The sequence below is a fragment of the Pseudomonas thermotolerans DSM 14292 genome, from assembly GCF_000364625.1.
GTDB classification, from domain to species: Bacteria; Pseudomonadota; Gammaproteobacteria; order Pseudomonadales; family Pseudomonadaceae; genus Aquipseudomonas; species Aquipseudomonas thermotolerans.
Map to the genome: position 1 here is coordinate 12,314 of NZ_KB822599.1, position 26,474 is coordinate 38,787.

The 26,474-nt window shown below is 68.3% G+C and carries 23 protein-coding genes; 15 read left to right on the forward strand and 8 right to left on the reverse strand.

The features are described 5' to 3' along the window. The first annotated feature begins 95 nt into the window (after positions 1 to 95). Together H165_RS0100060 and H165_RS0100065 are read left to right on the forward strand one after the other, a co-directional pair. Entirely contained in the window at positions 96 to 368 is a 273-nt protein-coding gene (locus H165_RS0100060) for a TfoX/Sxy family protein (protein WP_017936843.1), read from the forward strand. A 105-nt stretch (positions 369 to 473) separates the two neighbouring features. Further along, on the forward strand, positions 474 to 1,277 hold the full coding sequence (locus H165_RS0100065; RefSeq protein WP_017936844.1) for a cyclic nucleotide-binding domain-containing protein: 804 nt from the start codon (positions 474 to 476) through the stop codon (positions 1,275 to 1,277). A 289-nt stretch (positions 1,278 to 1,566) separates the two neighbouring features. On the opposite strand, the gene H165_RS0100070 is transcribed toward H165_RS0100065, so the two are convergent. From H165_RS0100070 to H165_RS18905, 6 genes are all read right to left on the reverse strand, one after another. Next, positions 1,567 to 2,451, reverse strand: coding sequence for a ChaN family lipoprotein (locus H165_RS0100070; RefSeq protein ID WP_017936845.1), 885 nt, complete (start codon positions 2,449 to 2,451; stop codon positions 1,567 to 1,569). Positions 2,452 to 2,511: 60 nt separating this feature from the next. Then, positions 2,512 to 3,279 carry a heme ABC transporter ATP-binding protein gene (locus H165_RS0100075; protein WP_017936846.1) on the reverse strand — a complete coding sequence of 256 codons (768 nt, stop codon included), beginning with the start codon at positions 3,277 to 3,279 and terminating at the stop codon, positions 2,512 to 2,514. Then, positions 3,279 to 4,316, reverse strand: coding sequence for a FecCD family ABC transporter permease (locus H165_RS0100080; RefSeq protein ID WP_026146238.1), 1,038 nt, complete (start codon positions 4,314 to 4,316; stop codon positions 3,279 to 3,281). The genes H165_RS0100075 and H165_RS0100080 overlap by 1 nt, the downstream gene beginning before the upstream one ends. Further along, positions 4,313 to 5,197 (reverse strand): heme/hemin ABC transporter substrate-binding protein, encoded by an 885-nt coding sequence (locus H165_RS0100085; RefSeq protein WP_017936848.1) that lies wholly within the window; start codon positions 5,195 to 5,197, stop codon positions 4,313 to 4,315. The genes H165_RS0100080 and H165_RS0100085 overlap by 4 nt, the downstream gene beginning before the upstream one ends. 144 nt (positions 5,198 to 5,341) lie before the next feature. Next, a complete protein-coding gene (locus tag H165_RS0100090; RefSeq protein WP_026146239.1) occupies positions 5,342 to 6,415 on the reverse strand; it encodes a hemin-degrading factor in 1,074 nt (357 codons plus the stop codon). 17 nt (positions 6,416 to 6,432) lie between these two features. After that, positions 6,433 to 7,119, reverse strand: a complete 687-nt coding sequence (locus tag H165_RS18905; RefSeq protein WP_017936850.1) for an energy transducer TonB — start codon at positions 7,117 to 7,119, stop codon at positions 6,433 to 6,435. Positions 7,120 to 7,342: 223 nt separating this feature from the next. On the opposite strand from H165_RS18905, the gene H165_RS0100100 reads away from it, so the two are divergent. After that, positions 7,343 to 9,544, forward strand: a complete 2,202-nt coding sequence (locus H165_RS0100100) for a TonB-dependent hemoglobin/transferrin/lactoferrin family receptor (protein ID WP_017936851.1) — start codon at positions 7,343 to 7,345, stop codon at positions 9,542 to 9,544. Positions 9,545 to 9,630: 86 nt separating this feature from the next. Next, positions 9,631 to 9,966, forward strand: coding sequence for a Rieske (2Fe-2S) protein (locus H165_RS0100105; protein ID WP_017936852.1), 336 nt, complete (start codon positions 9,631 to 9,633; stop codon positions 9,964 to 9,966). Here the strand turns inward: H165_RS0100105 and sfsA are convergent. Then, positions 9,963 to 10,670: a DNA/RNA nuclease SfsA gene (sfsA, locus tag H165_RS0100110; protein ID WP_017936853.1), complete on the reverse strand. Its 708-nt coding sequence runs from the start codon at positions 10,668 to 10,670 to the stop codon at positions 9,963 to 9,965. The genes H165_RS0100105 and sfsA overlap by 4 nt on opposite strands. Further along, positions 10,660 to 11,841 (reverse strand): pyridoxal phosphate-dependent aminotransferase, encoded by a 1,182-nt coding sequence (locus H165_RS0100115; protein ID WP_017936854.1) that lies wholly within the window; start codon positions 11,839 to 11,841, stop codon positions 10,660 to 10,662. Before H165_RS0100115 ends, sfsA begins: the two co-directional genes overlap by 11 nt. A 195-nt stretch (positions 11,842 to 12,036) precedes the next feature. Here H165_RS0100115 and dksA point away from each other — a divergent pair, with 195 nt between their 5' ends. From dksA to acs, 11 genes are all read left to right on the forward strand, one after another. Beyond that, positions 12,037 to 12,480, forward strand: coding sequence for an RNA polymerase-binding protein DksA (dksA, locus tag H165_RS0100120; protein ID WP_017936855.1), 444 nt, complete (start codon positions 12,037 to 12,039; stop codon positions 12,478 to 12,480). A 48-nt stretch (positions 12,481 to 12,528) separates the two neighbouring features. Further along, positions 12,529 to 13,416 carry a tRNA glutamyl-Q(34) synthetase GluQRS gene (gene gluQRS / locus H165_RS0100125; protein WP_017936856.1) on the forward strand — a complete coding sequence of 296 codons (888 nt, stop codon included), beginning with the start codon at positions 12,529 to 12,531 and terminating at the stop codon, positions 13,414 to 13,416. 84 nt (positions 13,417 to 13,500) lie between these two features. Beyond that, positions 13,501 to 13,677 carry a hypothetical protein gene (locus tag H165_RS19505; RefSeq protein ID WP_027897717.1) on the forward strand — a complete coding sequence of 59 codons (177 nt, stop codon included), beginning with the start codon at positions 13,501 to 13,503 and terminating at the stop codon, positions 13,675 to 13,677. Continuing rightward, complete coding sequence (locus H165_RS0100130; RefSeq protein ID WP_017936857.1) at positions 13,661 to 16,633, forward strand: sensor histidine kinase; 2,973 nt, start codon at positions 13,661 to 13,663, stop codon at positions 16,631 to 16,633. Before H165_RS19505 ends, H165_RS0100130 begins: the two co-directional genes overlap by 17 nt. Before the next feature lie 4 nt (positions 16,634 to 16,637). Next, positions 16,638 to 18,074, forward strand: coding sequence for a sigma-54-dependent transcriptional regulator (locus H165_RS0100135; RefSeq protein ID WP_017936858.1), 1,437 nt, complete (start codon positions 16,638 to 16,640; stop codon positions 18,072 to 18,074). 683 nt (positions 18,075 to 18,757) lie between these two features. Next, positions 18,758 to 20,161: a polynucleotide adenylyltransferase PcnB gene (locus H165_RS0100145; RefSeq protein WP_017936859.1), complete on the forward strand. Its 1,404-nt coding sequence runs from the start codon at positions 18,758 to 18,760 to the stop codon at positions 20,159 to 20,161. Then, complete coding sequence (gene folK, locus H165_RS0100150; RefSeq protein ID WP_017936860.1) at positions 20,161 to 20,652, forward strand: 2-amino-4-hydroxy-6-hydroxymethyldihydropteridine diphosphokinase; 492 nt, start codon at positions 20,161 to 20,163, stop codon at positions 20,650 to 20,652. The genes H165_RS0100145 and folK overlap by 1 nt, the downstream gene beginning before the upstream one ends. A gap of 171 nt (positions 20,653 to 20,823) precedes the next feature. After that, positions 20,824 to 21,624, forward strand: coding sequence for a 3-methyl-2-oxobutanoate hydroxymethyltransferase (gene panB, locus H165_RS0100155; protein ID WP_017936861.1), 801 nt, complete (start codon positions 20,824 to 20,826; stop codon positions 21,622 to 21,624). Further along, positions 21,621 to 22,481, forward strand: a complete 861-nt coding sequence (panC, locus tag H165_RS0100160) for a pantoate--beta-alanine ligase (protein WP_017936862.1) — start codon at positions 21,621 to 21,623, stop codon at positions 22,479 to 22,481. Before panB ends, panC begins: the two co-directional genes overlap by 4 nt. Before the next feature lie 209 nt (positions 22,482 to 22,690). Further along, positions 22,691 to 24,355, forward strand: a complete 1,665-nt coding sequence (pgi, locus tag H165_RS0100165; protein ID WP_017936863.1) for a glucose-6-phosphate isomerase — start codon at positions 22,691 to 22,693, stop codon at positions 24,353 to 24,355. A gap of 143 nt (positions 24,356 to 24,498) precedes the next feature. Further along, a complete protein-coding gene (gene acs / locus H165_RS0100170) occupies positions 24,499 to 26,436 on the forward strand; it encodes an acetate--CoA ligase (RefSeq protein ID WP_017936864.1) in 1,938 nt (645 codons plus the stop codon). The last annotated feature ends 38 nt before the right edge of the window (positions 26,437 to 26,474 follow it).

Genomic DNA, 26,474 nt, shown 5'->3' on the forward strand with positions numbered 1-26,474 from the left:
ACACTATCTCCGCAAGCGGCCACAGGGCTTCGCGCCCGGCGGCGCGGCACCCGCCTCGCGCCCCGTACCGACGACCCCTAGGGAGAGGAGGCGTCATGAGCGACGAACTGCAAAGCCTGAAGAACCTTGGCAAGACCTCGGCGCAGTGGCTGCACGCGGTAGGCATCCACAGCGTCACCGACCTGCGCCGCATCGGCGCGGTGAATGCCTATCGAGCCGTGCTGGCCCGCGGCTTCCGCGCCTCGCGGGTACTCCTCTATGCCATTGAGGGCGCCCTGCTCGACGTGCACTGGAACCAGTTGCCCCGCGCCCATAAGGAAGCCCTGAACGACCAGCTCAACGCCCTCGCCTCACGTAACAAGAGCTAGCTCACAACCTCCGGCACGGGGCATTTACGCCGACCGTGCCGACGCATATCGTGTGCGAGGGCGCAGGCCCCTTCAGTCCGTTCAGTCAGGTCAAGGAATTACTGTATGTACCTACTCGGGGAGCAACCGGCCTACGCCGACCAGCTGATCAACCGTCTCCAGCGTATCCCCAGCCAGTTGCTGGAAGGCCTCGCCCCGGCTGGCGAGCCTATCCGGATCGAGCGCAGCGATGATCTGACCAGGGTCCTGCCCGGCAACCAGCTGTACCTGATCGAGAACGGTCTGCTGCATGCCCTGGTCGAGGAGCGCCCGCTGTTCTACCTGCAGGAGGGCGACCTGCTCGGCCTGCGCCAGGGGCTGGACCTGCCGAGCTGCCGCTACGCCAACGAGGAGCCGCTCAGCCTGATCCCCTATCCGCGCAGCGAGGTGTTCCGCCACATCTATGCCGACGAGCAGCGCCAGGAGCTGTTCATTCAGTACCTGGTCGGCCACACCGCCCTGCTCTCCGATGCCCTGGCCCGCCTCAAGCAGCCAGAGATCCGCCCGGCCACCGGCTTCCAGCACTTCGCCGCCGGCGAGGAGCTGATCCGCCAGGGCGACGAGGCGGACCACGTGTTCATCATCATCGATGGCCACGCCGAAGCCTACGTGGACGGCCACAAGGTCGGCGACGTGCAGAAGGACGAGATCTTCGGCGCCATGGCGGTGTTCACCCGCGAAAAGCGCAGCGCCACCGTGGTGGCCAGCGAGCCCTGCACGGTGATGGTAATTCCCAAGGAGCAGTTCCTCTGTCTGATGCAGAGCAACCCGCGGATCGCTCACAGCCTGGTGGAAAGCATGGCGCGACGCATCGACCTGCTGAACAAGGAGGTCACCCAACTGCGCCTGGCCGCCCAGAGCAACGGCTGAGCCGCTGCGCCGCCCACGAGGACCCGGCCCTAGCGCCGGGTTTTCCGTTTATCGGGCGGCGAAAAATTTGGCGAAGAAAACTGTTGACTTCAAAATGAGAATTGTTATTATTTTCACAACTGGTCGCGAGATCAGTTCGATAAGCTGAGAGACCATTCAGTCGGACTTTTCAGATTATCTCCTCATCAGGCTAATCACGGTTTTTGACCCGGCTCTGCCGGGTCTTTTTTTGCCTGCGCTTCTGTCGTCCACGAAAACGGCCGCCGCTGGCGGCCTGCGCGCGATCTGCTCAGGACTTGCGGAACCGAGCGCAGTGGTCCTCCTCAGGGCGCGCCGGGGTGTACCAGACGAAATCGGCCGCCGCGGCCTCGACCGCCCGACCCGCCTCGGCAAGAATCAGCACCAGCTCGCCGCGGCTGTCCAAATCCGCCAGGTGCAGCGGCACACCCAGGTCGCGGCGTACGTGGAAGGCGCCGGCGAACAGCAGCGCCGGAGTCGGCGCGGCCAGCAGACGTTCGGCCATTCGCCGGTCGCGCTGCTGCTGTACGGCCAGCATGGCCGGCAGCTGGCTGTCCGGAAGCATGCCGCAGTGCGACTCGCGGATCTGCGCCAGCAGTTGGTCCTGCACGCGCGACGCGGTGGAGAGGTGGCCATCGAGTGCCGGGCTGGCGCGGTAGACCCGGGTGATCTCGCGGCGGTCCAGGTTCGCCGCCAGGAGCGGATAGGGCTGAGCCAAGGCATGGCTGACCAGCGGCCCGTACAACGCCCAGTCCCAGCCCGGCTGCCAGGCCAGCGCCGCCGGCAGATCGGCGGGGCGCCTCCCCGCGGCCAGTTCCCCGCGCACCCGGTCGACCGCAGCCTGCTGGTCGGGATTGAGCATTTCCAGAAGCAGGCTGCCTGTTGCGCGGTGCTCGGCCAGGGCACGCAGTAGCCAGAGCTGCAGGGCATGGTGATCAGGGTTGTCATGACGCTCGCCGACCAGCACCCGCGGCGCCACGGCCAGACGCTCGACCAGTTGCCCGGGGCTCAGCACCTCGCCGCTGCGCAGGTCGACGATCCTGCCTGCCCCGGGAGCCTCCCGGCCCTCGGGACTCTGCCAGGCCGGCAGCGGCGGCAGGGAAACCGACTGGCAGGCCGCCAACAGGGTCAGGCAGAGCAGAACGACGAGACGCATGGAAGTCTCCTTCTTCGGGCGTGCAGCGGATGATCGCCGGCTGCGCCGTCGCTGTACAGCTCAGCGGGCGACGATCAGCGGATGGCCGCGCTCGGGGTGCGTCTGCACCAGCACCTCGAGGCCGAACACCGCCTGCAGCGGCTCGGCGCGCAGCACCTCCTCCGGCGTACCCAAGGCATGAGGACGGCCCCGGTCGAGCAGCAGGATGCGGTCGCAGTAGCGCGCCGCCAGGTTGAGGTCATGGAGGATCACCAGCACCGCCACGCCGCGCCCGGCGAAGTCGCGCGCCGCCTGTAGGGTGGTGTGCTGGTGCAGCGGGTCGAGCATCGAGGTGGGCTCGTCGAGCAGCAGGCTCTGTCCCGTCGCGCCCGGCCACAGCTGGGCCAGCACCCGGGCCAGATGCACGCGCTGGCGCTCGCCGCCGGACAGTTCCAGATAGCTGCGCCCGACCAGGTGCCCCGCATCCGCGGAGGCCAGCGCCGCGGCGATGATCTCCGCGTCGCGCTGACGGCCACTGGCGTGCGGCAGGCGGCCCATGCCCACCACCTCCTCGACGCGGAAGGCGAAGCTCAGGGTCGAGCTCTGCGGCAGCACCGCCAGGCGTCGGGCACGTTCCGGGCCGCTCCAGGCGCCAAGTGGTCGCTCGTCGAGGAGCACCGCGCCACCGCTCGGCTGCAGCTCGCCGCACAGGGCGCCGAGCAGGGTGCTCTTGCCCGCGCCGTTGGGGCCGAGCACGCCGAGCACCTCGCCAGGACGCAGCTCCAGCTGGACATCGCTCAGCACCGTCTTGGCGCCGCGGCAGACGCCGAGGTTCTCCACGCGCAGCATCAGGCCCGCCCCCGTACCAGCAAATAAAGGAAGAAAGGCGCCCCGAGCAGGGCGGTGACTATGCCGATCGGCAGCTCCGCCGGGGCCAGGACCAGGCGCGCGGCCAGATCGGCGAACAGCAGCAGGCTGGCACCGGCCAGCGCCGAAGCCGGCAGCAACACGCGGTGGTCCGGACCGACCAGCAGGCGCATCAGGTGCGGCACCACCAGGCCGATGAAGCCGATCAGCCCGGCCGCCGCCACCGCCGCGCCGACCCCGAAGGCGGTGCAGAGCACCAGCTCGCGCTTCAGGCGCTCGACGTCGAAGCCCAGGTGACGGGCCTCCGACTCGCCAAGCAGCAGGGCGTTGAGCGCCCGGGCGCGTCGCGGCAGCCACAGCGCCACCACGACGGTAACCAGCAGCAGCGGCCAGAGCCGCGCGTAGCTGGCACCGTTGAGGCTGCCCAGATTCCAGAAGGTCAGGGTGCGCAGGGTGGCGTCGTCGGCCAGGTAGGTGAACAGGCCGATGAGCGCCCCGGCCAGAGCGGTCAGGGCGACGCCGGCGAGGAGCATGATGGCCACGTTGGTCTGCCCGTCGCGGCGTCCCAGGCGATAAACCACGGCGGTCACCGCCAGGCCCCCGGCGAAGGCGCACAGCGACAGCAGGTAGGGCGCGAGGGCTTCCGGCAATCCGCCCAGGGAGGCACCGACGACGATGGCGAAGGCCGCGCCGAGCGCCGCGCCGCTGGACACCCCGACCAGCCCGGGATCGGCCAGGGGGTTGCGGAACAGGCCCTGCATGGCCACCCCGGCGAGCGCCAGCACCGTGCCCACCGCGAGGCCGAGCAGGGTACGCGGCAGGCGGATCTGGCCGAGGATCAGCTCCGCCTGGCCGGCCCCCTCGCCATCCAGCGGCAGGCCGAACAGGCGCAGCAGGGCGCGGAGGGTGTCGCCCGGCGGCAGGCTCACCGGGCCCAGGGCCAGGGACAGCCAGAGCGCCAGGAACAGGGCCAGGGCCAGGGCGACGAACAGGCTGCGCGGACTCAGCACGGGTCTCATGGCTGCTGGCTGACCTTGCGCGCAGTCGGGTAGAAGGCCGCCGAGAGCTCCGCCAGGGCTGCCGGCAGGCGCGGGCCCAGGCCGCCGACCAGCAGGGTCGGGTCGATGACCAGCAGACGGCCGTCCTTAGCGGCACGGGTCGCCGCCAGGGCTGGGTTCTCCCTGAACAGCGCGGCCCTGGCCGCTTCCCCGTCCAGGCTACGGTCGGTGAAGATCAGCACCTGCGGGTCGAGGGCCATCAGCGCCTCGCTGGACAGGGCCCTGTAGCCGGCGTGCTCGCTGACGTTGCGCCCGCCGGCATGCTCGATCAGCCAGGCCGCCGCGGTGTCCCTCCCCGCCGCCATTGGCCGGCTGCCGGCATGCCCGAGCAGCAGCAGCACCCACGGCGCTTCCTGGTCACGCTGCGCCGCGGCCACCCAGGCGGCCTGGCGCTCCAGGGTCTGGCGGAAGCCGGCGAGCACCCGGGCGGCACGCGGCTGGTCGCCCAGCAGCTCACCGAGACGCCCCAGGTTGCGCTCCAGGGTCGTCAGGTCCGCCCTGGCGGAGAGGGTCTCGATACGCACCCCGGCGTCCTCGAGCTGCTCGAGGACCGGCGGCGGCCCCATTTCCTCGGTACCGACCAGGATATCCGGCTCGAGCGAGAGGATGCCTTCGGCAGCCAGCTGGCGCTGATAACCGATGCTCGCCAGTGCCTTGATCGCCGCGGGGTGCTGGCTGGTGCTGTCGACACCGACCAGCTTGTCCTGGCCGCCGAGGGCGACGATCCACTCGCTGAGCGAGCTGCCGACGCTGACCCAACGCTGCGGCAGGGGCTCGGCGGCCAGCGCCCGGGCACACAGGAAAGCGGCGCAAAGGCCGGCGAGGTAAGGGTTGAGACGCATGGTCGATCGACTCCATCGATGGGACATGGGCCCTGCGCAGGCGGCAGAATGCCGGGCAACCCCGGCGTCCGATGCGGCATCCTGCGGCTGGTTATAACGCAACGCCGCGCATAAATCTCGGCGTCGGTGGAAAGACACGCCGCCTCAGGCGGGCAGCGCCGGAGCGGCCTCGGCCAGCTGGCGCCAGTCGCTGCGCTCGGGAGCCCCCGGCTTGCGGGCGCCGAACAGCTGAATCACCAGCTCGCCGTTGGCGTCGAAGGCTTCCCAACTGGTGATCAGCCCGTCGCTGGTCGGCTTGCGCACCCGCCACAGCTCGTGGACCCCGTGGGTCTGCAGGTGCAGGTTGAACTCCGGATCCAGCACGTTGAGCCAGCTGTCCAGCCAGCTCAGGTTGCGCACCGTGCCGCTGTGGATCTGGATGCAATGCCGGTTGCCGACGAACACCATGATCGGCACCTCGCGGCGGCCGGCCTCTTCCAGCAGCCGCGGCAGCGCCTCCGGCGCCAGCGGCTCGGCCCACTCGCGGCCGGCCAGACGCAGCGCCTGGGTACGCTCGGCGCCGTGCTTCTTCAGCAGGGCGAAGAAGTGGTGGGTGTCCTTGAGGTTCGCCCAGCCATGGCGCAGCGACGCCACGTCGATCTCCGCATCGGCACGGGGCAGCGGGCGTTCCGGCAGCGGCTGCAGACCCAGTCCACTGCTCTGCTCCTCAGCGCGGAAGCGCTCGAGGAGCTGCGCCCAAGCGGCGAGCTCGCTGCGGTCGGTGAGGAACACCTTGTGCACCGCCACGCCCTGGCGGTCGAACACCTGGATGCTGCGCTGCACGCCGCGCCCGGTCAGCTCCTCGATGGCGAACACGCTGGCCCAGCCGTCGAGGAACAGGCGCAGGTCGATGTCCGCGGAGACCACCAGGCCCATCTTCCCGTTGGCGCTCACCGTGACCTCGCGGTAGTAGCCCTTGCGCTCGTGGACGCAGTGCTCGTTGCGGGTCAGCACCATGAGGTAGCCCAGCTCGCCGAGCGCCGGCAGCAGCTGCGCCCAGTCGGGCCGCAGGCGCACGGCGTCGACGCCGAGGCGGCTGGCGACCAGCTCCGCCTCGCTCACCGCCAGGCGGGCGGCGGCATCGCGGGCATGCAGCTTCGGCTGTTCGCGACGCAGCGCCTGCCAGGCCTGATACAGCGAGTGCCCCTGACTGGCAGGGATTCGGGCTTGGGTGGTCATCTCGTACTCCTTCTCGCTCATCGGCTCGCCGTCAGGGCGAACTCTATAGGGATGTGCACACGGCTCGGAACCGTTCTTCCATTCAGGGTCTCGGGGCGGAAGCGCCAGCGCGACACCGCCTCCAGCGCCGCCCGGTCGAGACTCTCGACCCCCGAAGAGCGCAGCACCTTGAGCTCGCGCTGGGCGCCCCGGTCATCCAGGCACACTTCTACCAGCACCACGCCCTGCTGATTGCGCCGACGCGCCTGGCTCGGGTAGATCGGCGGCCGCGGCGACTCCAGGAAGGACGGCGCGCGGCTGAAGACCTCCTGCGGCGCGGGCGGCGAGGCGACGGCCTGTCGGGACTCGCCTGCCTGGACGGCGGGTCGTGCGGCGGCCAGCGTCTCGGGCCGCGGTGGCGCCGGCTCGGCCGTCCCCGGGCGGGCCTTGGGCGGCGACGCCTTGGCCTGCGGCTCCGCCCGGGCGATGGGCCTGGCCGGCGCTCGCGGCGACTCGCGACGCGGCGCTTCGGGTACGGCCTTGGCGAGCGCTGGCGCCGACTCGGACGCAGGGGCCGGCAGCTGCGCCAGGGTCACCAGCATGGCCTGGGACAGCACCGGCGGATGCCGCGAACCCGCATGCGCCGACCACTGCCCCTGCACCAGCCAGATCGCGGCCAGGTGCAGGACCATGGAGAGCAGCGCATAGAAAGGTATCCGCGTCATCCTTGCATCTCTCAATAACGATAAACTATTTGATATTTATTTGCATTTGAGAGTCAAGCTGATTTAAGGTCTTGCCCCGCTGCCAAGACAGCCCTGCACGACCGATCTCCATGCCGTGCAAACCGGCCGGGCCAGCGTCCCGGCCAGACCGCCGGCGGAAAGCCGCCAGACAAGAGCGAGCGCCCGTGGCGTGCAGGCAACACTTGAAGATCAGGAGTCGCCCATGCCGGTTCGCCCACCTTTCGCCCGTCGCCCCTTGCTAGCCCTGTTGCTGCTCTACCCGTCCCTCGCCCTGGCCGCCGAGGAAGCCAGGACCGCGACCCAGTTCGACACCGTGACGGTCACCGCCACCCGCGCCGAGGCCACCCTCGACCAGGTGCCGAGCACCGTGTCGGTGCAGACCGAACGGGACATCGACCAGAAGAACGTGAACAACATCCAGGAGCTGATCCGCTACGAGCCCGGCGTCTCGGTGAGCGGCACCGGCAGCCGCTTCGGCCTGTCCGGCTTCACCATTCGCGGCATCGGCGGCAACCGGGTGCTGACCCAGGTGGACGGCGTGAGCATGCCCGACGAATTCTCCTTCGGCGGCTTCCTCAGCGCCCAGCGCGACTACGTTGACCTGGACACCGTCAAGCAGGTGGAGATCATCCGTGGCCCGGCCTCCTCGCTGTACGGCAGCGACGCCATCGGTGGCGCGGTGAGCTTCCTGACCAAGGACGCCGCCGACTACCTCGACGCAGGTGACGACGCCTACGCGCGGCTGAAGACCGGCTACGACGGCGCCGACGACAGCTGGCTGCGCAGCGCCACCCTGGCCTTCCGTCAGGGCCGGGTCGACGGCCTGCTGCATCTGGGCCGACGCACCGGCCAGGCGGTGGACAGCTACGGCGACGACGGCGGCATCGGCAGCGCCCGGGAGAAGGCCAACCCCCTCGATTACACCACCGACAACCTGCTCGCCAAGCTCGGCTGGGGCTACACAGACGGCGACCGCCTGCAGCTGACCTACGAACGCTACCAGGACGAGGTCGACACCCGCGTGCTGAGCAACTACAGCCGCACCGCGACCATCCGCACCCAGGATGCCCGCGACAGCGTCGATCGCGAGCGCTACTCCCTGGCGCACAGCTGGCAGCTCGACGGCCTGCTGGCCGACCGCATGCAGACCCAGCTCAGCTACCAGGACAGCCAGACCCGCCAGCGCACCTACGAGAACCGCGTGCTCGCCAGCCAGCCACGCTTCCGCACCCGCGACTCCCACTACCAGGAACGCCTCTGGGTGCTCAACAGCAAGCTGGACAAGGCCTTCACGCTGGGCGACAGCAGCCACGCGCTGATCTACGGCCTGGACGTCAAGCGCCTGAAGAACTCCGACCTGCGCGAAGGCGGCGAAACCATGCTGGCCACCGGGGTGCACACGCCGGTCCTGCCCACCAGCGACTTCCCCGACCCGACCACCTCCGAGTACGCCCTGTTCGCCCAGGACAGCATCGACATCGGCAACTGGACCCTGCTGCCGGGGCTGCGCTACGACTACTACAAGATGCAGCCGCACGTCACCGACGAGTACCTGAACAGCCAGGCCACCGATGGCGCTCCGGGTGACTTCACCGACTCGGCTCTGTCGCCCAAGCTCGGCATCACCTACCGCCTGGATGACCGCCACAGCGTCTACGGCCAGTACGCGGCCGGCTTCCGCGCGCCCCAGGCCATCGAGATCTTCGGCGAGTTCGTCAACCCCGGCATGTACCGTACCCTGGCCAACACCAACCTGAAGGCGGAAACCAGCGACAGCTACGAGCTGGGCCTGCGCGGCCAGTACGAGGCCGGCAGCTTCGGCGTAGCGCTGTTCTACAACCGCTACGACGACTTCATCGAACAGGTCAGCCGGCCGTCCAGCGTGCCCGGCTTCCCCTTCGGCGAATTCCAGTACGTCAACCGCGACCGGGTGATCATCCGCGGTGCCGAGGCCAAGGGCGAGCTGTTCCTCGACAGGCTGGGCCTGCTGCCGAGTGGCTGGAGGGCCCTGGGCGCGGTGTCCTACGCCCGTGGCAAGGACGAAGGCACCGGCGAGCCGATCAACAGCGTCGACCCGCTCAAGGGCGTGTTCAGCCTCGGCTACAGCCAGCCCAACGGGCGCTTCGGCGCCGAGCTGAGCTGGACCCTGGTGGCCGCCAAGGAGCGCGTCGACCGCAGCGAAACCAGCGACCAATTCCAGACCCCGGGCTACGGACTGCTCGACCTCAGCGCCTGGTGGCAGGTGAGCGAGGAACTGTCCATCAATGCCGGCCTGTTCAACCTCGCCGACAAGCAGTACTGGCAGTGGGGCGACGTTCGCGGCCTCTCCGAGAACAGCCCGGGCCTGACCCGCTACACCCAGCCGGGCCGTCACGCGGCGATCAACCTGGTCTGGGAGATCTGAGCTCTTCAACGCGCAGGGACGCGCGCCCTAGCCCACGGGGGAGGTCTGCCGGATAATCCCGCGGTCCATCCGCACGAGGTGCCGCCATGCTCCGGCTTTGTGCCCCGGACGAGCTGGCCGAAGGCCAGAGCCGGGGCTTCTCCCTACAGGACCTGCAGTTGCTCGCCGTGCGCCGTCACGACCGGGTCTACCTGTACCGCAACCGCTGCCCGCACCGCGGGGTGTCGCTCGACTGGCACGCCAACCAGTTCCTCGACGACAGCCGCAGCCTGCTGCGCTGCGCCCAGCACGGCGCGCTGTTCCTGATCGAAACGGGCGAGTGCGTCACCGGCCCCTGCGCCGGTGACTATCTGCAGGCTCTGCCCTGCCGGGAAGACCGCGACGGCATCTGGCTGCTCGACGTGCCCGCCGAGGACCGCTAGGGGTAGACCGCCAGGCGCCGTTCCAGGCGGATCGCCTCGGGGCTCAGGCTGGCGCCGTAGGCCAGCACCTCCACCCCGGCCGCCAGCGCCTCGCGCAAGGCTGCGGCATAGCCGGGGTCGATCTCCTGCGCCGGGCGCACCGCCTCGATGCCGCTGAGGTTCACGCAGTACAGCTGCACGGCGCGCACGCCCCGGCGGGCCAGCGCCGCCAGTTCGCGCAGGTGCTTGCTGCCGCGCTGGGTCACCGCATCGGGAAAGGCCGCCACCGGCGAGGCATCGAAGCCCAGGGTGACGCTCTTCACCTCGACGAAGGCCGGCCCCTGAGGATAGTCGAGGCGGAAGTCGGCGCGACTGCGCTCCTCGCCGTAGGGCACCTCGCGGCGCAGCGCGGTGAAGCCGGAGAGCTCCTCGATCAGCCCGCCGCGCAGGGCCTCCTCGACCAGAGCGTTGGCCCGCGCGGTGTTCACGCAGGCCAGGCGGCCCTGGGGCGTCTCGCTCAGCTCCCAGGTGCCCGGCAGCCTGCGCTTCGGGTCGGCGGAGCGGCTGAACCACACCCGTCCGCCTTCCTCCATGCAGTTGAGCATGGAGCCGGTGTTCGGGCAGTGGATGGTCAGACGCTCGCCACAGGAAGTCTCGATGTCGGCGAGAAAGCGTTTGTAGCGCTGCAGCAGGCGGCCTTCCTCGAGCGGCGGCTCAAAGCGCATCCGGCCTCCAGCTCTGCAGACCGCGGGCGATGCGCGCCACCGCCTCCTCGAGGCGCGGCAGGCTCTGGGTGTAGGCGAAGCGCACATGGTGACCGGCCTGGTGGCGGCCGAAGTCCACCCCCGGGGTGAAGGCCACGTGTTCCGTCTCGATGAAGTGCCGGCAGAAGGCGAAAGCGTCGCCGCCGAAGGCGGAGATGTCCGCATATAAATAGAAGGCGCCCTCCGGCTCCACGGCGATGCCGAAGCCCAGCTCGCGCAACGCCGGCAGCAGGTAGTCGCGGCGCCGGGCGAACTCGGCGCGGCGCTCCTCGAGGATCGCCAGAGTCTCCGGGGCGAAACAGGCCAGCGCGGCGTGCTGGGCCATGGAGGGGGCGCTGATGTAGAGGTTCTGCGCCAGCTTCTCCAACTCGCCGACGGCCGGCTCCGGGGCCACCAGCCAGCCAAGACGCCAGCCGGTCATCCCGAAGTACTTGGAGAAGCTGTTCAGCACGAAGGCCTCGTCGTCCACCTCCAGCACGCTGGCGGCATCCACCCCGTAGGTCAGGCCATGGTAGATCTCGTCCACCACCAGATGGCCGCCACGCGCCTTGATCGCCGCGGAGAGCGCGGCCAGCTCGTCGCGGTGCAGCAGGGTCCCGGTCGGGTTGGCCGGCGAGGCCACCAGGGCGCCGACGCTGGCGGCGTCCCAGTGCCGCTCGACCAGCTGCGGAGTGAGCTGGTAGCGCTCCTCCGGGCCCACCGGCACCAGCTGCGCGCAGCCTTCCACCAGGCGCAGGAAGTGGCGGTTGCAAGGGTAGCCGGGATCGGCCAGCAGCCAGTGCCTGCCGGGGTCGACCAGCAGGCTCGCCGCCAGCAGCAGGGCCCCGGAGCCGCCCGGGGTAATCAGGATGCGCTCCGGATCTATCCTTACCCGGTAGCGCTCGGCGTAAAACCCGGCAATCGCCTCGCGCAGCGCCGGCAGGCCGCGGGCCGCGGTGTAGCGGGTATGCCCGGCGGCCAGCGCGGCCTGCCCGGCGGCGACGATGGGCGCGGCGGTGGTGAAGTCCGGCTCGCCGATCTCCAGGTGTATGACATCGTGGCCGGCGGCCTGCAGCTCGTTGGCGCGGGCCAGCAGGGCCATGACGTGGAAGGGTTCGATGGCGCGGCTGCGCGCACTGTAACGATGGGCCATAGGCCTTCCCTTTGAAGACGGAACGGAGGATTCTAGCCGACTGGTACGGCGAACCCCAGCGAGGCTCGACAACCGGGAGTAGCGCCAGCAGGATCGTTCTGGTAAGTTCGCCCGCTTGCAGCCGCAGGGCCGGCACCATGACGGCAATGGACACATCCTGCGCAGTGGATCAGTGAATATAAGAGGCGGTCATCCATGCCTACCGACGCAAAAGAAAAGAGCAGCCAACTGACCCGTGGTTTCGAGCCCTACAAGGAAACCGAGGGCGAGGAGTACATGAGCGAGGCCATGCGCGCTCATTTCACCAACATCCTCAACCGGTGGAAGATGGAGCTGATGCAGGAAGTCGACCGTACCGTGCACCACATGCAGGACGAGGCGGCGAACTTCCCTGATCCGGCCGACCGTGCCAGCCAGGAAGAGGAGTTCAGCCTGGAACTGCGCACCCGCGATCGCGAGCGCAAACTGATCAAGAAGATCGACGAGACCCTCCAGCTGATCGAGGACAACGAGTACGGCTGGTGCGAATCCTGTGGCGTGGAAATCGGCATCCGCCGCCTGGAGGCCCGTCCCACCGCCACCCTGTGCATCGACTGCAAGACCCTGGCGGAGATCAAGGAAAAGCAGATCGGTTCCTGACCGGATACGGGGCGCCTCGGCGCCCCGCTTCGTTTGCAGCCCTCGTCGATGCCCAACCCCACCTACGTCGGCCGTTTCGCCCCCACCCCCAGCGGCTTCCTGCACTTCGGCTCGCTGGTCGCAGCCCTCGCCTCCTACCTTGACGCCCGCGCCTGCGGCGGTCGCTGGCTGCTGCGCATGGAGGATCTCGACCCGCCACGGGAGATGCCCGGCGCCCAGGACGCCATCCTGCGCACCCTGGAACGCTACGGCTTCGAGTGGGACGGCACCATGGTCCGCCAGAGCGACCGCCATGCCGCCTACCAGGCAGTGATCGACCACCTGCTGCAACAGGGCCTGGCCTACGCCTGTACCTGCTCGCGCAAGCAGCTCGAGGCCCACGGCGGCATCTACCCCGGCACCTGCCGCAACGCCGCCCACCCCATGACGGGCGCCGCCATCCGCCTGCGCGTGCCGGAGCTGGAATACCGCTTCCTCGACCGAGTGCAGGGCGAGTTCCGCCAGCACCTCGGCCGCGAGGTGGGCGACTTCGTGATCCGCCGCCGCGACGGCCTCTACGCCTACCAGTTGGCGGTGGTCCTCGACGACGCCTGGCAGGGGGTTACCGACATCGTGCGCGGTGCCGACCTGCTGGACTCCACTCCGCGCCAACTGTACCTGCAGGAGCTGCTCGGCCTGCCGCAGCCGCGCTACCTGCACATCCCGCTGCTGATCCAGCCGGACGGCCACAAGCTGGGCAAGTCCTACCGCTCGCCGCCGCTGCCCGCCGACCGCGCCGCGCCGCTGCTCGGCCGCGCCCTGCGCGCCCTCGGCCAGCCGGCGCCCGCCGAGCTGGACGCCGCCAGCCCGCGCCAGGTGCTGGCCTGGGGTATCGCTCACTGGGACCCCACGCGCATCCCGGCATGCCGCACCCTGCCTGAAGAGCAGTTGCGCTGAGGCGATCTCAAGCGGCATAAACTCGCCAACCGCCGCCACAACACTTATAACTGGCGGCTCGCAACCCGAGGCCCATAGCCAGCCATGTACATCTATCGCTTGGTCCTGCTCCTGGTGGTAGGCATCTACCTGTTCTCCCCCGCCATCATGGATTGGTGGGTCGATCCGAGCGGCTCCTGGTACCGTCCCTACCTGCTCTGGCTGATCCTCATCGTGGTGACCCTCATCCTGCAGAGCCAACGCGATGCTGACGAGCTTTAACCTGACCCAGCTGATCCTGATCAGCGCCCTCTACCTGTTCGCCCTGTTCGGCGTCGCCTGGCTCAGCGAACGCGGCATGATCCCGCGACGGATCATCTACCACCCGCTGACCTACACCCTGTCGCTGGGCGTCTACGCCAGCGCCTGGGCGTTCTACGGCACGGTGGGCATGGCCTACCAGTACGGTTTCGGCTTCCTGGCCAGCTACCTGGGGGTGTCCGGCGCCTACCTGCTGGCCCCGGTGCTGCTCTACCCGATCCTGCGCATCACCCGTACCTACCAGCTGTCCTCACTGGCCGACCTGTTCGCCTTCCGCTTCCGCAGCACCTGGGCCGGCACCCTGACCACCCTGTTCATGCTGATCGGCATGCTGCCGCTGCTGGCCCTGCAGATGCAGGCGATCGCCGACTCGATCAGCATCCTCACCCGGGAGACCGTCCACGAGCGGGTGGCGCTCAGCTACTGCGCGCTGATCATCCTCTTCACCATCCTGTTCGGTTCCCGGCACGTCGCCACCCGCGAGAAGCACGAGGGACTGGTGTTCGCCATCGCCTTCGAGTCGGTGGTCAAGCTGCTGGCCCTGGGCGGCATCGGCCTGTACGCCTTCTACCAGGTGTTCGGCGGCGCCCAGGGCCTGGAGGACTGGCTGCTCAGCAACCAGCAGGTGCTCAGCTCGCTGCACACCCCGCTGCAGGAAGGGCCCTGGCGCACCCTGCTGCTGGTGTTCTTCGCCGCGGCCATCGTGATGCCACACATGTACCACATGGCCTTCACCGAGAACCTCAACCCACGCGCCCTGGTCAGCGCCAGCTGGGGCCTGCCGCTGTACCTGCTGCTGATCAGCCTGGCAGTGCCGCTAATCCTCTGGGCCGGCCTCAAACTGGGCAGCAATACGCCCCCGGACTACTTCACCCTAGGGGTAGGCATCTCCCTGAACAATCCGACCCTGGCCCTGCTCGCCTACGTCGGCGGCCTGTCTGCGTCCAGCGGGGTGATCATCGTTACCACCCTGGCGCTCTCCGGGATGGCGCTCAACCATCTGGTGCTGCCGCTCTACCAACCGCCGGCCGAGGGCAACATCTACCGCTGGCTGAAGTGGACCCGCCGCGCGCTGATCATCGCCATCATCGCCGCCGGCTACGGTTTCTATCTGCTGCTCGGCTCCGAGCAGGACCTCGCCAACCTGGGTATCGTCGCCTTCGTCGCCACCCTGCAGTTCCTCCCCGGCGCGCTCTCGGTGCTCTACTGGCAGACCGCCAACCGGCGCGGCTTCATCGCGGGCGTGCTGACCGGTATCGGCGTCTGGCTGGTGAGCATGCTGCTGCCGCTACTGGGGAACATCCAGGGGATCTACCTGCCGGTCTTCGACATCGTCTACGTGCTCGACGACACCAGCTGGCACCTGGCGGCGATCGCCTCGCTGGCCGCCAACGTGCTGGTGTTCACGCTAGTATCGCTGTTCACCGAGACCAGCCCCGAGGAGCAGAGCGCCGCCGAGGCCTGCGCGGTGGACAACGTGCGCCGCCCGCAGCGCCGCGAACTGCAGGCCAGCTCGCCGCAGGAATTCGCCGCCCAGCTGGCCAAGCCGCTCGGTGCCAAGATCGCCCAGCGCGAGGTGGAGCAGGCGCTGCGCGACCTGCACCTGCCGTTCGACGAGAACCGCCCCTACGCCCTGCGCCGACTGCGCGACCGCCTGGAGGCCAACCTCTCCGGGCTGATGGGCCCCAACGTGGCACAGGACATTGTCGAAACCTTCCTACCCTACAAGAGCGGCAGCGAGGGCTACGTCACCGAGGACATCCACTTCATAGAGAGCCGTCTGGAGGACTACCACTCGCGGCTCACCGGCCTGGCCGCCGAACTGGACGCCCTGCGCCGCTACCACCGGCAGACCCTTCAGGAGCTGCCGATGGGCGTCTGCTCGCTGGCCAAGGACCAGGAGATACTCATGTGGAACCGCGCCATGGAGGAGCTAACCGGGATTCCCGCCCAGCGCCTGGTCGGCTCGCGCCTGGCGACCATCGCCGAGCCCTGGAGGGGCCTGCTGGAAGGCTTCATCAACCTGCCCGACGAGCACCTCCACAAACAGCGCCTGGCACTCGACGGCCAGATCCGCTGGCTGAACCTGCACAAGGCAGCCATCGACGAGCCTCTGGCCCCCGGCAACACCGGCCTGGTGCTGCTGGTCGAGGACGTGACCGAGACGCAGATGCTCGAAGACAAGCTGATCCACTCCGAGCGCCTGGCCAGCATCGGTCGGCTGGCCGCCGGGGTGGCCCACGAGATCGGCAACCCGATCACCGGCATCGCCTGCCTGGCTCAGAACCTCCGCGAGGAGCGCGAGGGCGACGAGGAGATCGCCGAGATCAGCGCGCAGATCATCCAGCAGACCAAGCGCGTCTCGCGCATCGTCCAGTCGCTGATGAGCTTCGCCCACGCCGGCGGCCGCCAGCAGAGCGACGAGCCGGTGTGCCTGGCCGAGGTGACCCGCGAGGCGATCTCCCTGCTGTCCCTGAACCGGCAGGGCGTCGAAGTGCAGTTCCTCAACCTCTGCGATCCCGAGCACTGGGTGGAGGGCGACCCGCAGCGCCTCGCCCAGGTGCTGATCAACCTGCTCTCCAACGCCCGCGACGCCTCGCCGCCCGGCGGCATCATCCGGGTGCGCAGCGAGGCCTCGGAGCAGACCGTCGACCTCATCGTCGAGGACGAGGGCAGCGGCATTCCCAAGGCGATCATGGACCGCCTGTTCGAACCCTTCTTCACCACCAAGGACCCCGGCAAGGGCACCGGTCTGGGACTCGCACTGGTCTATTCCATCGTGGAAGAGCATTATGGGCAGATCACCATCGACAGCCCGGCCGATCCCGAGCAGCAGCGCGGCACCCGCATTCGGGTGACACTTCCGCGCTATGTCGACACGACGTCCGCAGTGACCAGAGACCGTCGAGAGAGCTGAATTCATGCCACACATCCTGATCGTCGAAGACGAAACCATCATCCGCTCCGCCCTGCGCCGACTGCTCGAGCGCAACCAGTACGAAGTGAGCGAAGCCGGTTCGGTGCAGGAGGCCCAGGAACGCTTCAGCATTCCCGGTTTTGACCTGATCATCAGCGACCTGCGCCTGCCGGGCGCGCCCGGCACCGAGCTGATCAAGCTCGCCCAGGGCACCCCGGTGCTGATCATGACCAGCTACGCCAGCCTGCGCTCGGCGGTGGACTCCATGAAGATGGGCGCAGTGGACTACATCGCCAAACCCTTCGACCACGACGAGATGCTCCAGGCGGTGGCGCGCATCCTCCGCGAACGTCAGGAGAGCCAGCACACCCAGGCCGCCGAGCGCGCCGCGCCGGCGACCCCGGCGCGTAGTGCCGGACGCCCCGCCGAGACCGCCCAAGGCGAGATCGGCATCATCGGCTCCTGCCCGGCCATGCAGGAGCTGTACGGCAAGATCCGCAAGGTGGCCCCCACCGACTCCACCGTGCTGATCCAGGGCGAGTCCGGCACCGGCAAGGAACTGGTGGCCCGCGCCCTGCACAATCTGTCGCGCCGAGCCAAGGCGCCGATGATCTCGGTGAACTGCGCGGCCATCCCGGAAACCCTGATCGAGTCCGAGTTGTTCGGCCACGAGAAGGGCGCCTTCACCGGCGCCAGCGCCGGCCGCGCCGGCCTGGTAGAAGCCGCCGACGGCGGCACTCTGTTCCTCGACGAGATCGGCGAGCTGCCTCTGGAAGCCCAGGCGCGCCTGCTCCGCGTACTGCAGGAGGGCGAGATCCGCCGGGTCGGCTCGGTACAGTCGCAGAAGGTCGACGTGCGCCTGATCGCCGCCACCCACCGCGATCTGAAGAGTCTGGCCAAGACCGGGCAGTTCCGCGAGGACCTGTTCTACCGGCTCAACGTCATCAGCCTGAAGCTGCCGCCACTGCGCGAGCGCGGCAACGACGTGATCGAGATCGCCCGCCTGTTCCTCGCCCGCCAGGCCGCACAGATGGGCCGCGGCGAGCTGCGCTTCGCCGCCGACGCCGAGCAGGCCATCCGCCACTACAGCTGGCCGGGCAACGTCCGCGAGCTGGAGAACGCCGTGGAGCGCGCGGTGATCCTCTGCGAGGGGCCGGAAATTTCCGCCGACCTGCTGGGCATCGACATCGAGCTGAGCGACCTGGAGGAAGAGGAAACGCCCGTCCCCAGCGCCGCCACGCCGGCTGGCAGCAGCGCCCACGAGCCCACCGAGGATCTGTCCCTGGAGGACTACTTCCAGCACTTCGTGCTCGAGCACCAGGACCACATGACCGAGACCGAGCTGGCCCGCAAGCTGGGCATCAGCCGCAAGTGCCTGTGGGAGCGCCGTCAGCGCCTGGGCATCCCGCGTCGCAAGGCTGGTAACACCGTCGACAACTGAGCGTGCAGCGGTGACAACCGGTAACCTCTCAGGTTCCCCGAGTTGTTACCGCCCTCACATCCCGTAACAAAAAGCGGGGCATTGGGTAACGAATTCGGCCCTCCCGCAGCGCACCGCCCCTCCCCTCCTCTCACCCAAGTCCTTGATTTACAAGGATTTCAAAAAATTGGCACGACACCTGCTATATCTCTGGCACAACAACAATAACAAGCAACGCCCTTCACAATAAGAACAAGACGAAACGACTCCGGCATAACAAAAACAACAACGCAGGGGACGCAGCTAACTGATTCTTTTGGAGAGGACTAGCCGTTGGGGGTTCACCCCACAGCCAGGTAGAGAACAACAAAACTGCTCCTCAAGGCAGCACCGAACTGGTTGGAATCCTCGAAAAGCGGCTGCATCAGCTTCCAAAGCAATCCGTTCGCTACTGACTCCCGAGATTGGGAGTCCTTTCCGGATGCCACTGGGCAGAAGGAACGGGTCGACAAACAAAAACAACAAGCCCGGCATAACAACAAGAACAAAGCACGAACCAATTCGGGGGGGAACGAAAGCTCCCCCAGTAGCTTCCGCTCCCCTCCTCGCACACCTTCCCCCCACTCGATGCTAGAATCCGCGCCAATTCCGCGGTCATTCTCCGTTCTGGCCGTACACTTCCAGCCCGTCAAACAGAATCTCTCATGCTGAAGAAGCTGTTCCAGACTCTCCGCCTGCCCCTGCGCCGCGCCAGGCCCCCGCGCACCACTCCCGAAGTGCTGACCAGCCGCCAGCATCCGTTGCGTCGCGGCCAGCGGATCAGCCGTCACGCCGTCAGCGTGGTCGAGCGCCTGCAACAGGCGGGCTACCAGGCCTATCTGGTCGGCGGCTGCGTGCGCGACCTGCTGCTCGACCTCGAGCCGAAGGACTTCGACGTTGCCACCAACGCCACTCCCGAGCAGGTCCGTGCCGAATTCCGTAACGCCCGGGTGATCGGCCGGCGCTTCAAGCTGGTCCATGTGCACTTCGGCCGCGAGATCATCGAGGTGGCCACCTTCCGCGCCCAGCACCCGCAGGGTGACGAGGAGGTCGACAGCGCCCAGGCTGCGCGCAACGAGAGCGGCCGGATCCTCCGCGACAATGTCTACGGGACCCTGGAGGACGACGCCCAGCGCCGCGACTTCACCATCAACGCGCTGTACTTCGACGTCACCGCCGAGCGCATCCTCGACTACGCCCGCGGCGTCCACGACATCCGCAACCGCCTAATCCGTCTGATCGGCGATCCCGAGCAGCGCTACCTTGAGGACCCCGTGCGCATGCTGCGCGCGGTGCGCTTCGCCGCCAAGCTGGGCTTCGAGATCGAGAAGCACACCGCCGCCCCCATTCCCAAGCTGGCGCCCATGCTGCGCGAGATCCCTCCCGCGCGACTGTTCGACGAAGTGCTCAAGCTGTTCCTCTCCGGCTACGCCGAACGCACCTACCAGCTGCTCCTCCAGTACGACCTGTTCGCCCCACTGTTCCCGGCCAGCGCCGCCGCCCTCGAGCAGAACCCCGAGTACACCCACCGGCTGATCCGCCAGGCGCTGATCAACACCGACGAGCGCATCCGCCTGGGCAAGCCGGTCACCCCGGCCTTCCTGTTCGCCGCGCTGCTCTGGCCGGCGTTGCCGGCACGGGTAGCGCGTCTCCAAGAACGCGGCATGCCGCCGATTCCGGCCCTGCAGGAGGCCGCCCACGAGCTGATCAGCGAGCAGTGCCAGCGCATCGCCGTACCCAAGCGCTTCACCATCCCGATCCGCGAGATCTGGGACATGCAGGAACGCCTGCCTCGGCGCACCGGCAAACGCGCCGACCTGCTGCTGGAAAGCCCGCGCTTCCGCGCCGGCTACGACTTCCTGTTGCTGCGTGAGAGCGCCGGCGACGACACCGGCGGCCTCGGCGCCTGGTGGACCGTCTACCAAGAAGCCAGCGACAGCGTGCGCCGGCAGATGATCCGCGAGCTGTCCAGCAAGGATGCCGGCGAAGGCGGCCAGCGCAAGCGCCGGCGCGGTGGCCGCAGGCGTCGCGGCAGCAACGCGGCAACGCCGGTGAGCGACGACCAGTGATGGAACGGGTCTACATCGGCCTCGGCAGCAACCTGGCCGAACCGGCCGAGCAACTGCGCCAGGCGCTGACCGCCCTCGCCGCCCTGCCCGCCTCGCAGCTGGTGCGCCACTCCTCGCTGTACGCCAGCGACCCGCTGGGCCCGCCGGACCAGCCGCGCTACGTCAACGCCGTAGCCGCCCTGGACACTGGACTCGCCCCCCTGGAGCTGCTCGATGCCCTGCAGCGCATCGAGCAGGAGCAGGGGCGCCAGCGCAAGGCCGAGCGCTGGGGGCCGCGCACCCTGGACCTGGACATCCTGCTGTTCGGCAGCCGGATCATCGACGAGCCACGCCTCACCGTGCCGCACTACCACATGCACGCCCGCGCCTTCGTCCTCTACCCGCTGGCGGAGATCGCCGAGGACCTGGTGATGCCCGACGGCCGACCGCTGGTCGATTGGCTGGCCGCCTGCCCCTTCGCAGGGCTCGAGCGCCTGCCGGCGCCTGCCTGAGCACCAGGCGCCACGCACCGTTCCACTCTGGCGCCCGCATACCAGGCAGCCCGGGTAACGTGGCGGTAACAGACCGGTAACACCCGCAATTGACTTCCCGTCCGCCCATCTGGACTATAGGCCTCCCGCCGCCCCAACCGGGCGAGAAAGGGCCCGATCGAGGAACATTTCATGCCTGATGTAACCCTGACCACCCTTCAGGAGATGAAGCGGAATGGTGACAAGATCACCATGCTCACCGCCTACGATGCCACCTTCGCCCGTGCCGCCTGCCAGGCCGGCGTCGAAGTGCTGCTGGTCGGCGACTCCCTGGGCATGGTCGTCCAGGGCAACGACAGCACCCTGCCGGTCAGCGTCGAGGAGATGGCCTACCACACTGCCTGCGTGAAGCGCGGCAATCAGGGGGCGCTGATCGCCACCGACCTGCCCTTCATGAGCTACGCGACCCTCGAGCAGACCCTGGCCAACTGCGCCCGGGTCATGCAGGCCGGCGCGCACATGGTCAAGCTGGAGGGCGGCGCCAACCTGGTTCCGGCGGTACAGCGCCTGGCCGAGAACGGCGTGCCGGTGTGCGCGCACCTGGGCCTGACCCCGCAGTCGGTGAACCTCTTCGGCGGTTACAAGGTGCAGGGCCGCGGCGACGCCCAGGCGCGCCGCCTGCGCGAGGACGCCCTGGCCCTGGAACAGGCCGGCGCGGCCATGCTGCTGCTGGAGTGCGTGCCCAGCGACCTGGCCAGCGAGATCGCCCGCACGGCGCGGGTCCCGGTGATCGGCATCGGCGCCGGCGCCGGTACCGACGGCCAGGTGCTGGTGCTACACGACATGCTCGGACTGTCGCTGACCGGCCGCACGCCGAAATTCGTCAAGAACTTCATGGCCGGCCAGGGATCCATCCAGGACGCCTTCGCCGCCTACGTCAAGGCCGTCAAGGACGGCTCCTTCCCTGCCGCCGAGCACGGATTCTCCGCATGAACACCGTTACCACCGTCCGCGAGCTGCGCGCCGCGGTCGCCCAGGCACGCGCCGAGGGCAAGGACATCGGCCTGGTGCCGACCATGGGCAACCTGCACGCCGGGCACATCGCCCTGGTCGAGCAGGCCGCCCAGCGCACCGGCTTCGTGGTCGCCAGCATCTTCGTCAACCCGCTGCAGTTCGGGCCCAACGAGGACCTGGCCAGCTACCCGCGAACCCTGGCTGACGACCAGAAGAAACTCCTTGACGCCGGCTGCGACCTGCTGTTCGCCCCCAGCGTGGAGGAAATGTATCCCCAGGGCATGCAGAGCCAGACCATCGTGCACGTCAGTGGCGTCTCCGAGGGGCTCTGCGGGGCTAGCCGCCCTGGCCACTTCGACGGCGTGGCCACCGTGGTCACCAAGCTGTTCCAGATGGTCCAGCCGGACCTGGCGATCTTCGGCCAGAAGGACTTCCAGCAGCTGGCGGTGATCCGCACCCTGGTACGCGACCTGAACATTCCGGTACAGATCCTCGGCATGCCTACGGTGCGCGCCGAGGACGGTCTGGCGCTGTCCTCGCGCAACGGCTACCTGAGCCCCGAGGAGCGCGCCATCGCCCCGCAGCTGTACCGCACCCTGCAGTGGCTGGGCGAGGAGGTCCGCGGCGGGCGCCGCGACTACGCGCAGCTCTGCGGCGAAGGCAGACAGCGCCTCACCGACGCCGGCTTCCGTCCCGACTACCTGGATATCTGCCAGGCTGACAGCCTGCGCCCGGCGCAGCCCGACGACCGTCATCTGGTGATCGCCGCCGCCGCCTACCTGGGCAACACCCGGTTGATCGACAACCTCGAAGTGGAGCTCGCCAGCGCCCCCTGACGCGGCGGAACACCGGGCCATGCCGTTCGAAGCCAGCGCTCCTGCCGCAAAGCACGTATTCTGTACTGAGCCTTGGGCAACGGGTCGAGCCGGCTCGGTACTGCCTTCTCGCTCAGGCGGACCGAATCCCTCCTGAGCAGACACCGAGCCCGGAGAGGACTTCCGGGCTCTTTGCTATCCGAAGCCTGTATCCGCTGAAGGAACCCGACATGTCGCATTACCAACAACCACTCGACGTCACCCGCCTGCCCGCGTGGCAATCCCTGGTCGAGCACCGGCGTGCGATGCAAGGTTTCAGCATGCGCGAGGCCTTCGCCGCCGACCCCGGGCGCTTCCAGGAATTCTCGCTCAGCGCCTGCGGTCTGCTGCTCGACTACTCGAAGAACCTGATCACCCGTGAAACCCGCGACCTGCTGGTGCGCCTGGCCGAGGAAGCCAGACTCAGGAGCGCCATCGAGGCACTGTTCCGCGGCGAGCCGGTCAACGCCTCGGAAGGCCGCCCGGCCCTGCACACCGCCCTGCGCCGTCCGGTCGCCGACCGTCTCGAGGTCAACGGCACGGACGTGATGCCGGAGGTGCACCGCGTGCTCGGCCAGATGACCGAGCTGGTCGGACGCATCCACGACGGCCTATGGCGCGGCTACAGCGAGAAGCCGATCACCGACGTGGTGAACATCGGCATCGGCGGCTCCTTCCTCGGCCCGCAGCTGGTCTCCGAGGCGCTGCTGCCGTTCGCCCAGCGCGGCGTGCGCTGCCACTACCTGGCCAATATCGACGGCAGCGAGTTCCACGAGCTGTCCGCCCGCCTCAGGGCGGAGACCACTCTGTTCATCGTTTCCTCGAAGTCCTTCGGCACCCTGGAGACCCTGAAGAACGCCCAGGCCGCGCGCACCTGGTACCTGGCCCAGGGCGGCTCGCAGGCTGAGCTGCACCGCCACTTCATCGCCGTCACCAGCAACCAGGCGGCGGCACTGGAATTCGGCATCCGCGCGGAGAACATCTTCCCCATGTGGGACTGGGTCGGCGGGCGCTATTCGCTGTGGTCGGCCATAGGCCTGCCGATCGCCCTGGCCATCGGCATGTCCAACTTCAAGGAGCTGCTGTCCGGTGCCTACAGCATGGACCAGCACTTCCTGAGCGCCCCCTTCGAACGCAACATGCCAGTGCTGCTGGCCCTGCTGGGTCTCTGGTACGGCAACTTCTGGGGCGCGCAGAGCCACGCGATCCTGCCCTACGATCACTACCTGCGGAACATCACCCAGCACCTGCAGCAGCTGGACATGGAGTCCAACGGCAAGAGCGTGCGCCAAGACGGCGCTCCGGTAAGCTGTGCCACCGGCCCGGTAATCTGGGGCGGTGTGGGCTGCAACGGCCAGCACGCCTACCACCAGCTGCTGCATCAGGGCACCCTGCTGATCCCCGCAGACTTCATCGTCCCGGTGGCCAGCCACAACCCGGTGGCCGACCACCAACAGTGGCTGTACGCCAACTGCCTGTCGCAGAGCCAGGCGCTGATGCTCGGCAAGACCCGCGCGGAGGCCGAAGCGGAACTACGCGCCAAGGGCCTGCCGGAAGAGGAAGTGCAGCGTCTGGCGCCGCACAAGGTGATTCCCGGCAACCGGCCGAGCAACACCCTGGTCATGGAACGGGTCAGCCCGCGCCGCCTGGGCGCACTGGTGGCCATGTACGAGCACAAGGTGTTCGTGCAGAGCGTGCTCTGGGGCATCAACGCCTTCGACCAGTGGGGCGTGGAGCTCGGCAAGGAGCTGGGCAGGGACGTCTACCAGTGCCTGACCGGCCACGACGAGCGCCACACCGCCGACGCTTCCACACAGGGCCTGATCGACTTCTTCCGCGCCCATCACCGCGGCTGAACGCTCACCGCCTCCCTCGCGAACCCGGCTCGGCGCCGGGTTCGTGCCCGCCGCAATGTTCTACAGTCTAGGGGTTGAACCCGACACCGGCATCGACCACCCTATTTCCCCAGCCAACAACAACAAGACAAGTAGGCCCTGCCATGTTCGAAATCACCACCCATCCGGTTCCCGAGGCCGTGCGCCAGCGCGCCCACCTCAAAGAAGAGGACTACCAGCGCCTGTACCGGCAGTCCGTCGAGCAACCCGAAACCTTCTGGGCGGAACAGGCGAAAGCCTTCCTGGACTGGTTCAAGCCCTGGCAGAGCGTGCACCACGCCGACCTCCACCGAGGCCAGGTGAGCTGGTTCCGGGGCGGCAAGTTGAACGTCGCCTACAACTGCATCGACCGCCATCTAGAGAAGCGCGGCGAGCAGGTCGCCTTCATCTGGGAAGGCGACAACCCCAGTGAGTCCGCGCACATCACCTACAACAAGCTGCACCACCACGTCTGCCGCCTGGCCAACGTGTTGAAGAGCCGCGGGGTGAAGAAGGGCGACCGGGTGTGCATCTACATGCCGATGATCCCCGAGACCGCCTACGCCATGCTCGCCTGCGCGCGGATCGGCGCCATCCACTCGGTGGTGTTCGGCGGCTTCTCGCCAGACTCGCTGCGCGACCGCATCCTCGACGCAGACTGCCGCACGGTGATCACCGCCGACGAAGGGGTGCGCGGCGGCAAGTACATCCCACTCAAGGCCAACGTCGACAAGGCCCTGCAGAACTGCCCGAACGTCTCCACGGTGATCGTTGTGGAGCGTACCCAGGGCAAGATCGACTGGGTGGAAGGCCGCGACATCTGGTACCACGAGGCGCTGCGCAAGGCCGATGCCGACTGCCCGCCGGAGCCGATGGACGCCGAGGACCCGCTGTTCATCCTCTACACCTCCGGCAGCACCGGCAAGCCCAAGGGCGTGCTGCACACCACCGGCGGCTATCTGCTGCAGGCGGCGATGACCCACAAGTACGTGTTCGACTACCACGACGGCGACATCTTCTGGTGCACCGCGGACGTCGGTTGGGTCACCGGGCACAGCTACATCGTCTACGGCCCGCTGGCCAACGGCGCCACCAGCCTGATCTTCGAGGGCGTCCCCAGCTACCCGGACGCCTCGCGCTTCTGGCAGGTGGTCGACAAGCACCAGGTGAACATCTTCTACACCGCGCCCACCGCCCTGCGTGCGCTGATGCGCGAGGGCGAAGAACCGGTGAAAAGGACCTCGCGGGCCAGCCTGCGCCTGCTTGGCACGGTCGGCGAGCCGATCAACCCGGAAGCCTGGGAGTGGTACTACCACGTGGTCGGCGAAGGACGCTGCCCGATCGTCGACACCTGGTGGCAGACCGAGACCGGCGCCATCATGATCGCCCCGCTGCCCGGCGCCACCACTCTCAAGCCCGGCTCGGCGACCCGCCCGTTCTTCGGTGTGCAGCCGGTGCTGCTGGATGACAAAGGCCGCGAGATCGAGGGCCCCGGCAGCGGCGTGCTGGCCATCAAGGCCAGTTGGCCGAGCCAGATCCGCACCGTCTACGGCGACCACCAGCGGATGATCGACACCTACTACAAGGCCTACCCTGGCTACTACTTCACCGGCGACGGCGCGCGCCGCGACGAGGACGGTTACTACTGGATCACCGGCCGCGTCGATGACGTGATCAACGTCTCCGGGCACCGCATCGGCACCGCCGAGGTGGAAAGCGCTCTGGTGCTCCACGACGCGGTGGCCGAGGCGGCGGTGGTCGGCTACCCCCACGACGTCAAGGGCCAGGGCATCTACGCCTTCGTCACCCCGATGCTCGGCGTCGAGCCGGACGAGGCGCTGAAGCAGGAGCTGCTGGGCCTGGTCACCCGGGAGATTGGCAGCTTCGCCAAGCCGGACCTGATCCAGTGGGCACCGGCCCTGCCGAAGACCCGCTCGGGCAAGATCATGCGCCGCATCCTGCGCAAGATCGCCTGCAACGAGCTGGAGAACCTCGGCGACACCACCACCCTGGCCGACCCCAGCGTGGTCCAGGGGCTGATCGATAAACGCCTGAACCTATGAAGGCCCCGGGCTGCCTCGGCAGCCCCGAGCGGCACGGC

Excerpts from the sequence above, each read along its gene's own strand:
- dksA (WP_017936855.1), top strand. The coding sequence starts at position 12,037 with ATGCCTACCGACGCAAAAGAAAAGAGCAGCCAACTGACCCGTGGTTTC.
- folK (WP_017936860.1), top strand. The coding sequence starts at position 20,161 with ATGGAACGGGTCTACATCGGCCTCGGCAGCAACCTGGCCGAACCGGCC.
- gluQRS (WP_017936856.1), top strand. The coding sequence starts at position 12,529 with ATGCCCAACCCCACCTACGTCGGCCGTTTCGCCCCCACCCCCAGCGGC.
- H165_RS0100090 (WP_026146239.1), bottom strand. The coding sequence starts at position 6,415 with ATGACCACCCAAGCCCGAATCCCTGCCAGTCAGGGGCACTCGCTGTAT.
- H165_RS0100105 (WP_017936852.1), top strand. The coding sequence starts at position 9,631 with ATGCTCCGGCTTTGTGCCCCGGACGAGCTGGCCGAAGGCCAGAGCCGG.
- sfsA (WP_017936853.1), bottom strand. The coding sequence starts at position 10,670 with ATGCGCTTTGAGCCGCCGCTCGAGGAAGGCCGCCTGCTGCAGCGCTAC.
- H165_RS0100145 (WP_017936859.1), top strand. The coding sequence starts at position 18,758 with ATGCTGAAGAAGCTGTTCCAGACTCTCCGCCTGCCCCTGCGCCGCGCC.
- acs (WP_017936864.1), top strand. The coding sequence starts at position 24,499 with ATGTTCGAAATCACCACCCATCCGGTTCCCGAGGCCGTGCGCCAGCGC.
- H165_RS0100130 (WP_017936857.1), top strand. The coding sequence starts at position 13,661 with ATGCTGACGAGCTTTAACCTGACCCAGCTGATCCTGATCAGCGCCCTC.
- H165_RS0100075 (WP_017936846.1), bottom strand. The coding sequence starts at position 3,279 with ATGCTGCGCGTGGAGAACCTCGGCGTCTGCCGCGGCGCCAAGACGGTG.
- H165_RS0100085 (WP_017936848.1), bottom strand. The coding sequence starts at position 5,197 with ATGCGTCTCAACCCTTACCTCGCCGGCCTTTGCGCCGCTTTCCTGTGT.
- panB (WP_017936861.1), top strand. The coding sequence starts at position 20,824 with ATGCCTGATGTAACCCTGACCACCCTTCAGGAGATGAAGCGGAATGGT.
- H165_RS0100070 (WP_017936845.1), bottom strand. The coding sequence starts at position 2,451 with ATGCGTCTCGTCGTTCTGCTCTGCCTGACCCTGTTGGCGGCCTGCCAG.
- H165_RS0100115 (WP_017936854.1), bottom strand. The coding sequence starts at position 11,841 with ATGGCCCATCGTTACAGTGCGCGCAGCCGCGCCATCGAACCCTTCCAC.
- H165_RS18905 (WP_017936850.1), bottom strand. The coding sequence starts at position 7,119 with ATGACGCGGATACCTTTCTATGCGCTGCTCTCCATGGTCCTGCACCTG.
- H165_RS0100135 (WP_017936858.1), top strand. The coding sequence starts at position 16,638 with ATGCCACACATCCTGATCGTCGAAGACGAAACCATCATCCGCTCCGCC.
- H165_RS0100080 (WP_026146238.1), bottom strand. The coding sequence starts at position 4,316 with ATGAGACCCGTGCTGAGTCCGCGCAGCCTGTTCGTCGCCCTGGCCCTG.
- pgi (WP_017936863.1), top strand. The coding sequence starts at position 22,691 with ATGTCGCATTACCAACAACCACTCGACGTCACCCGCCTGCCCGCGTGG.
- H165_RS0100100 (WP_017936851.1), top strand. The coding sequence starts at position 7,343 with ATGCCGGTTCGCCCACCTTTCGCCCGTCGCCCCTTGCTAGCCCTGTTG.
- panC (WP_017936862.1), top strand. The coding sequence starts at position 21,621 with ATGAACACCGTTACCACCGTCCGCGAGCTGCGCGCCGCGGTCGCCCAG.
- H165_RS19505 (WP_027897717.1), top strand. The coding sequence starts at position 13,501 with ATGTACATCTATCGCTTGGTCCTGCTCCTGGTGGTAGGCATCTACCTG.
- H165_RS0100065 (WP_017936844.1), top strand. The coding sequence starts at position 474 with ATGTACCTACTCGGGGAGCAACCGGCCTACGCCGACCAGCTGATCAAC.
- H165_RS0100060 (WP_017936843.1), top strand. The coding sequence starts at position 96 with ATGAGCGACGAACTGCAAAGCCTGAAGAACCTTGGCAAGACCTCGGCG.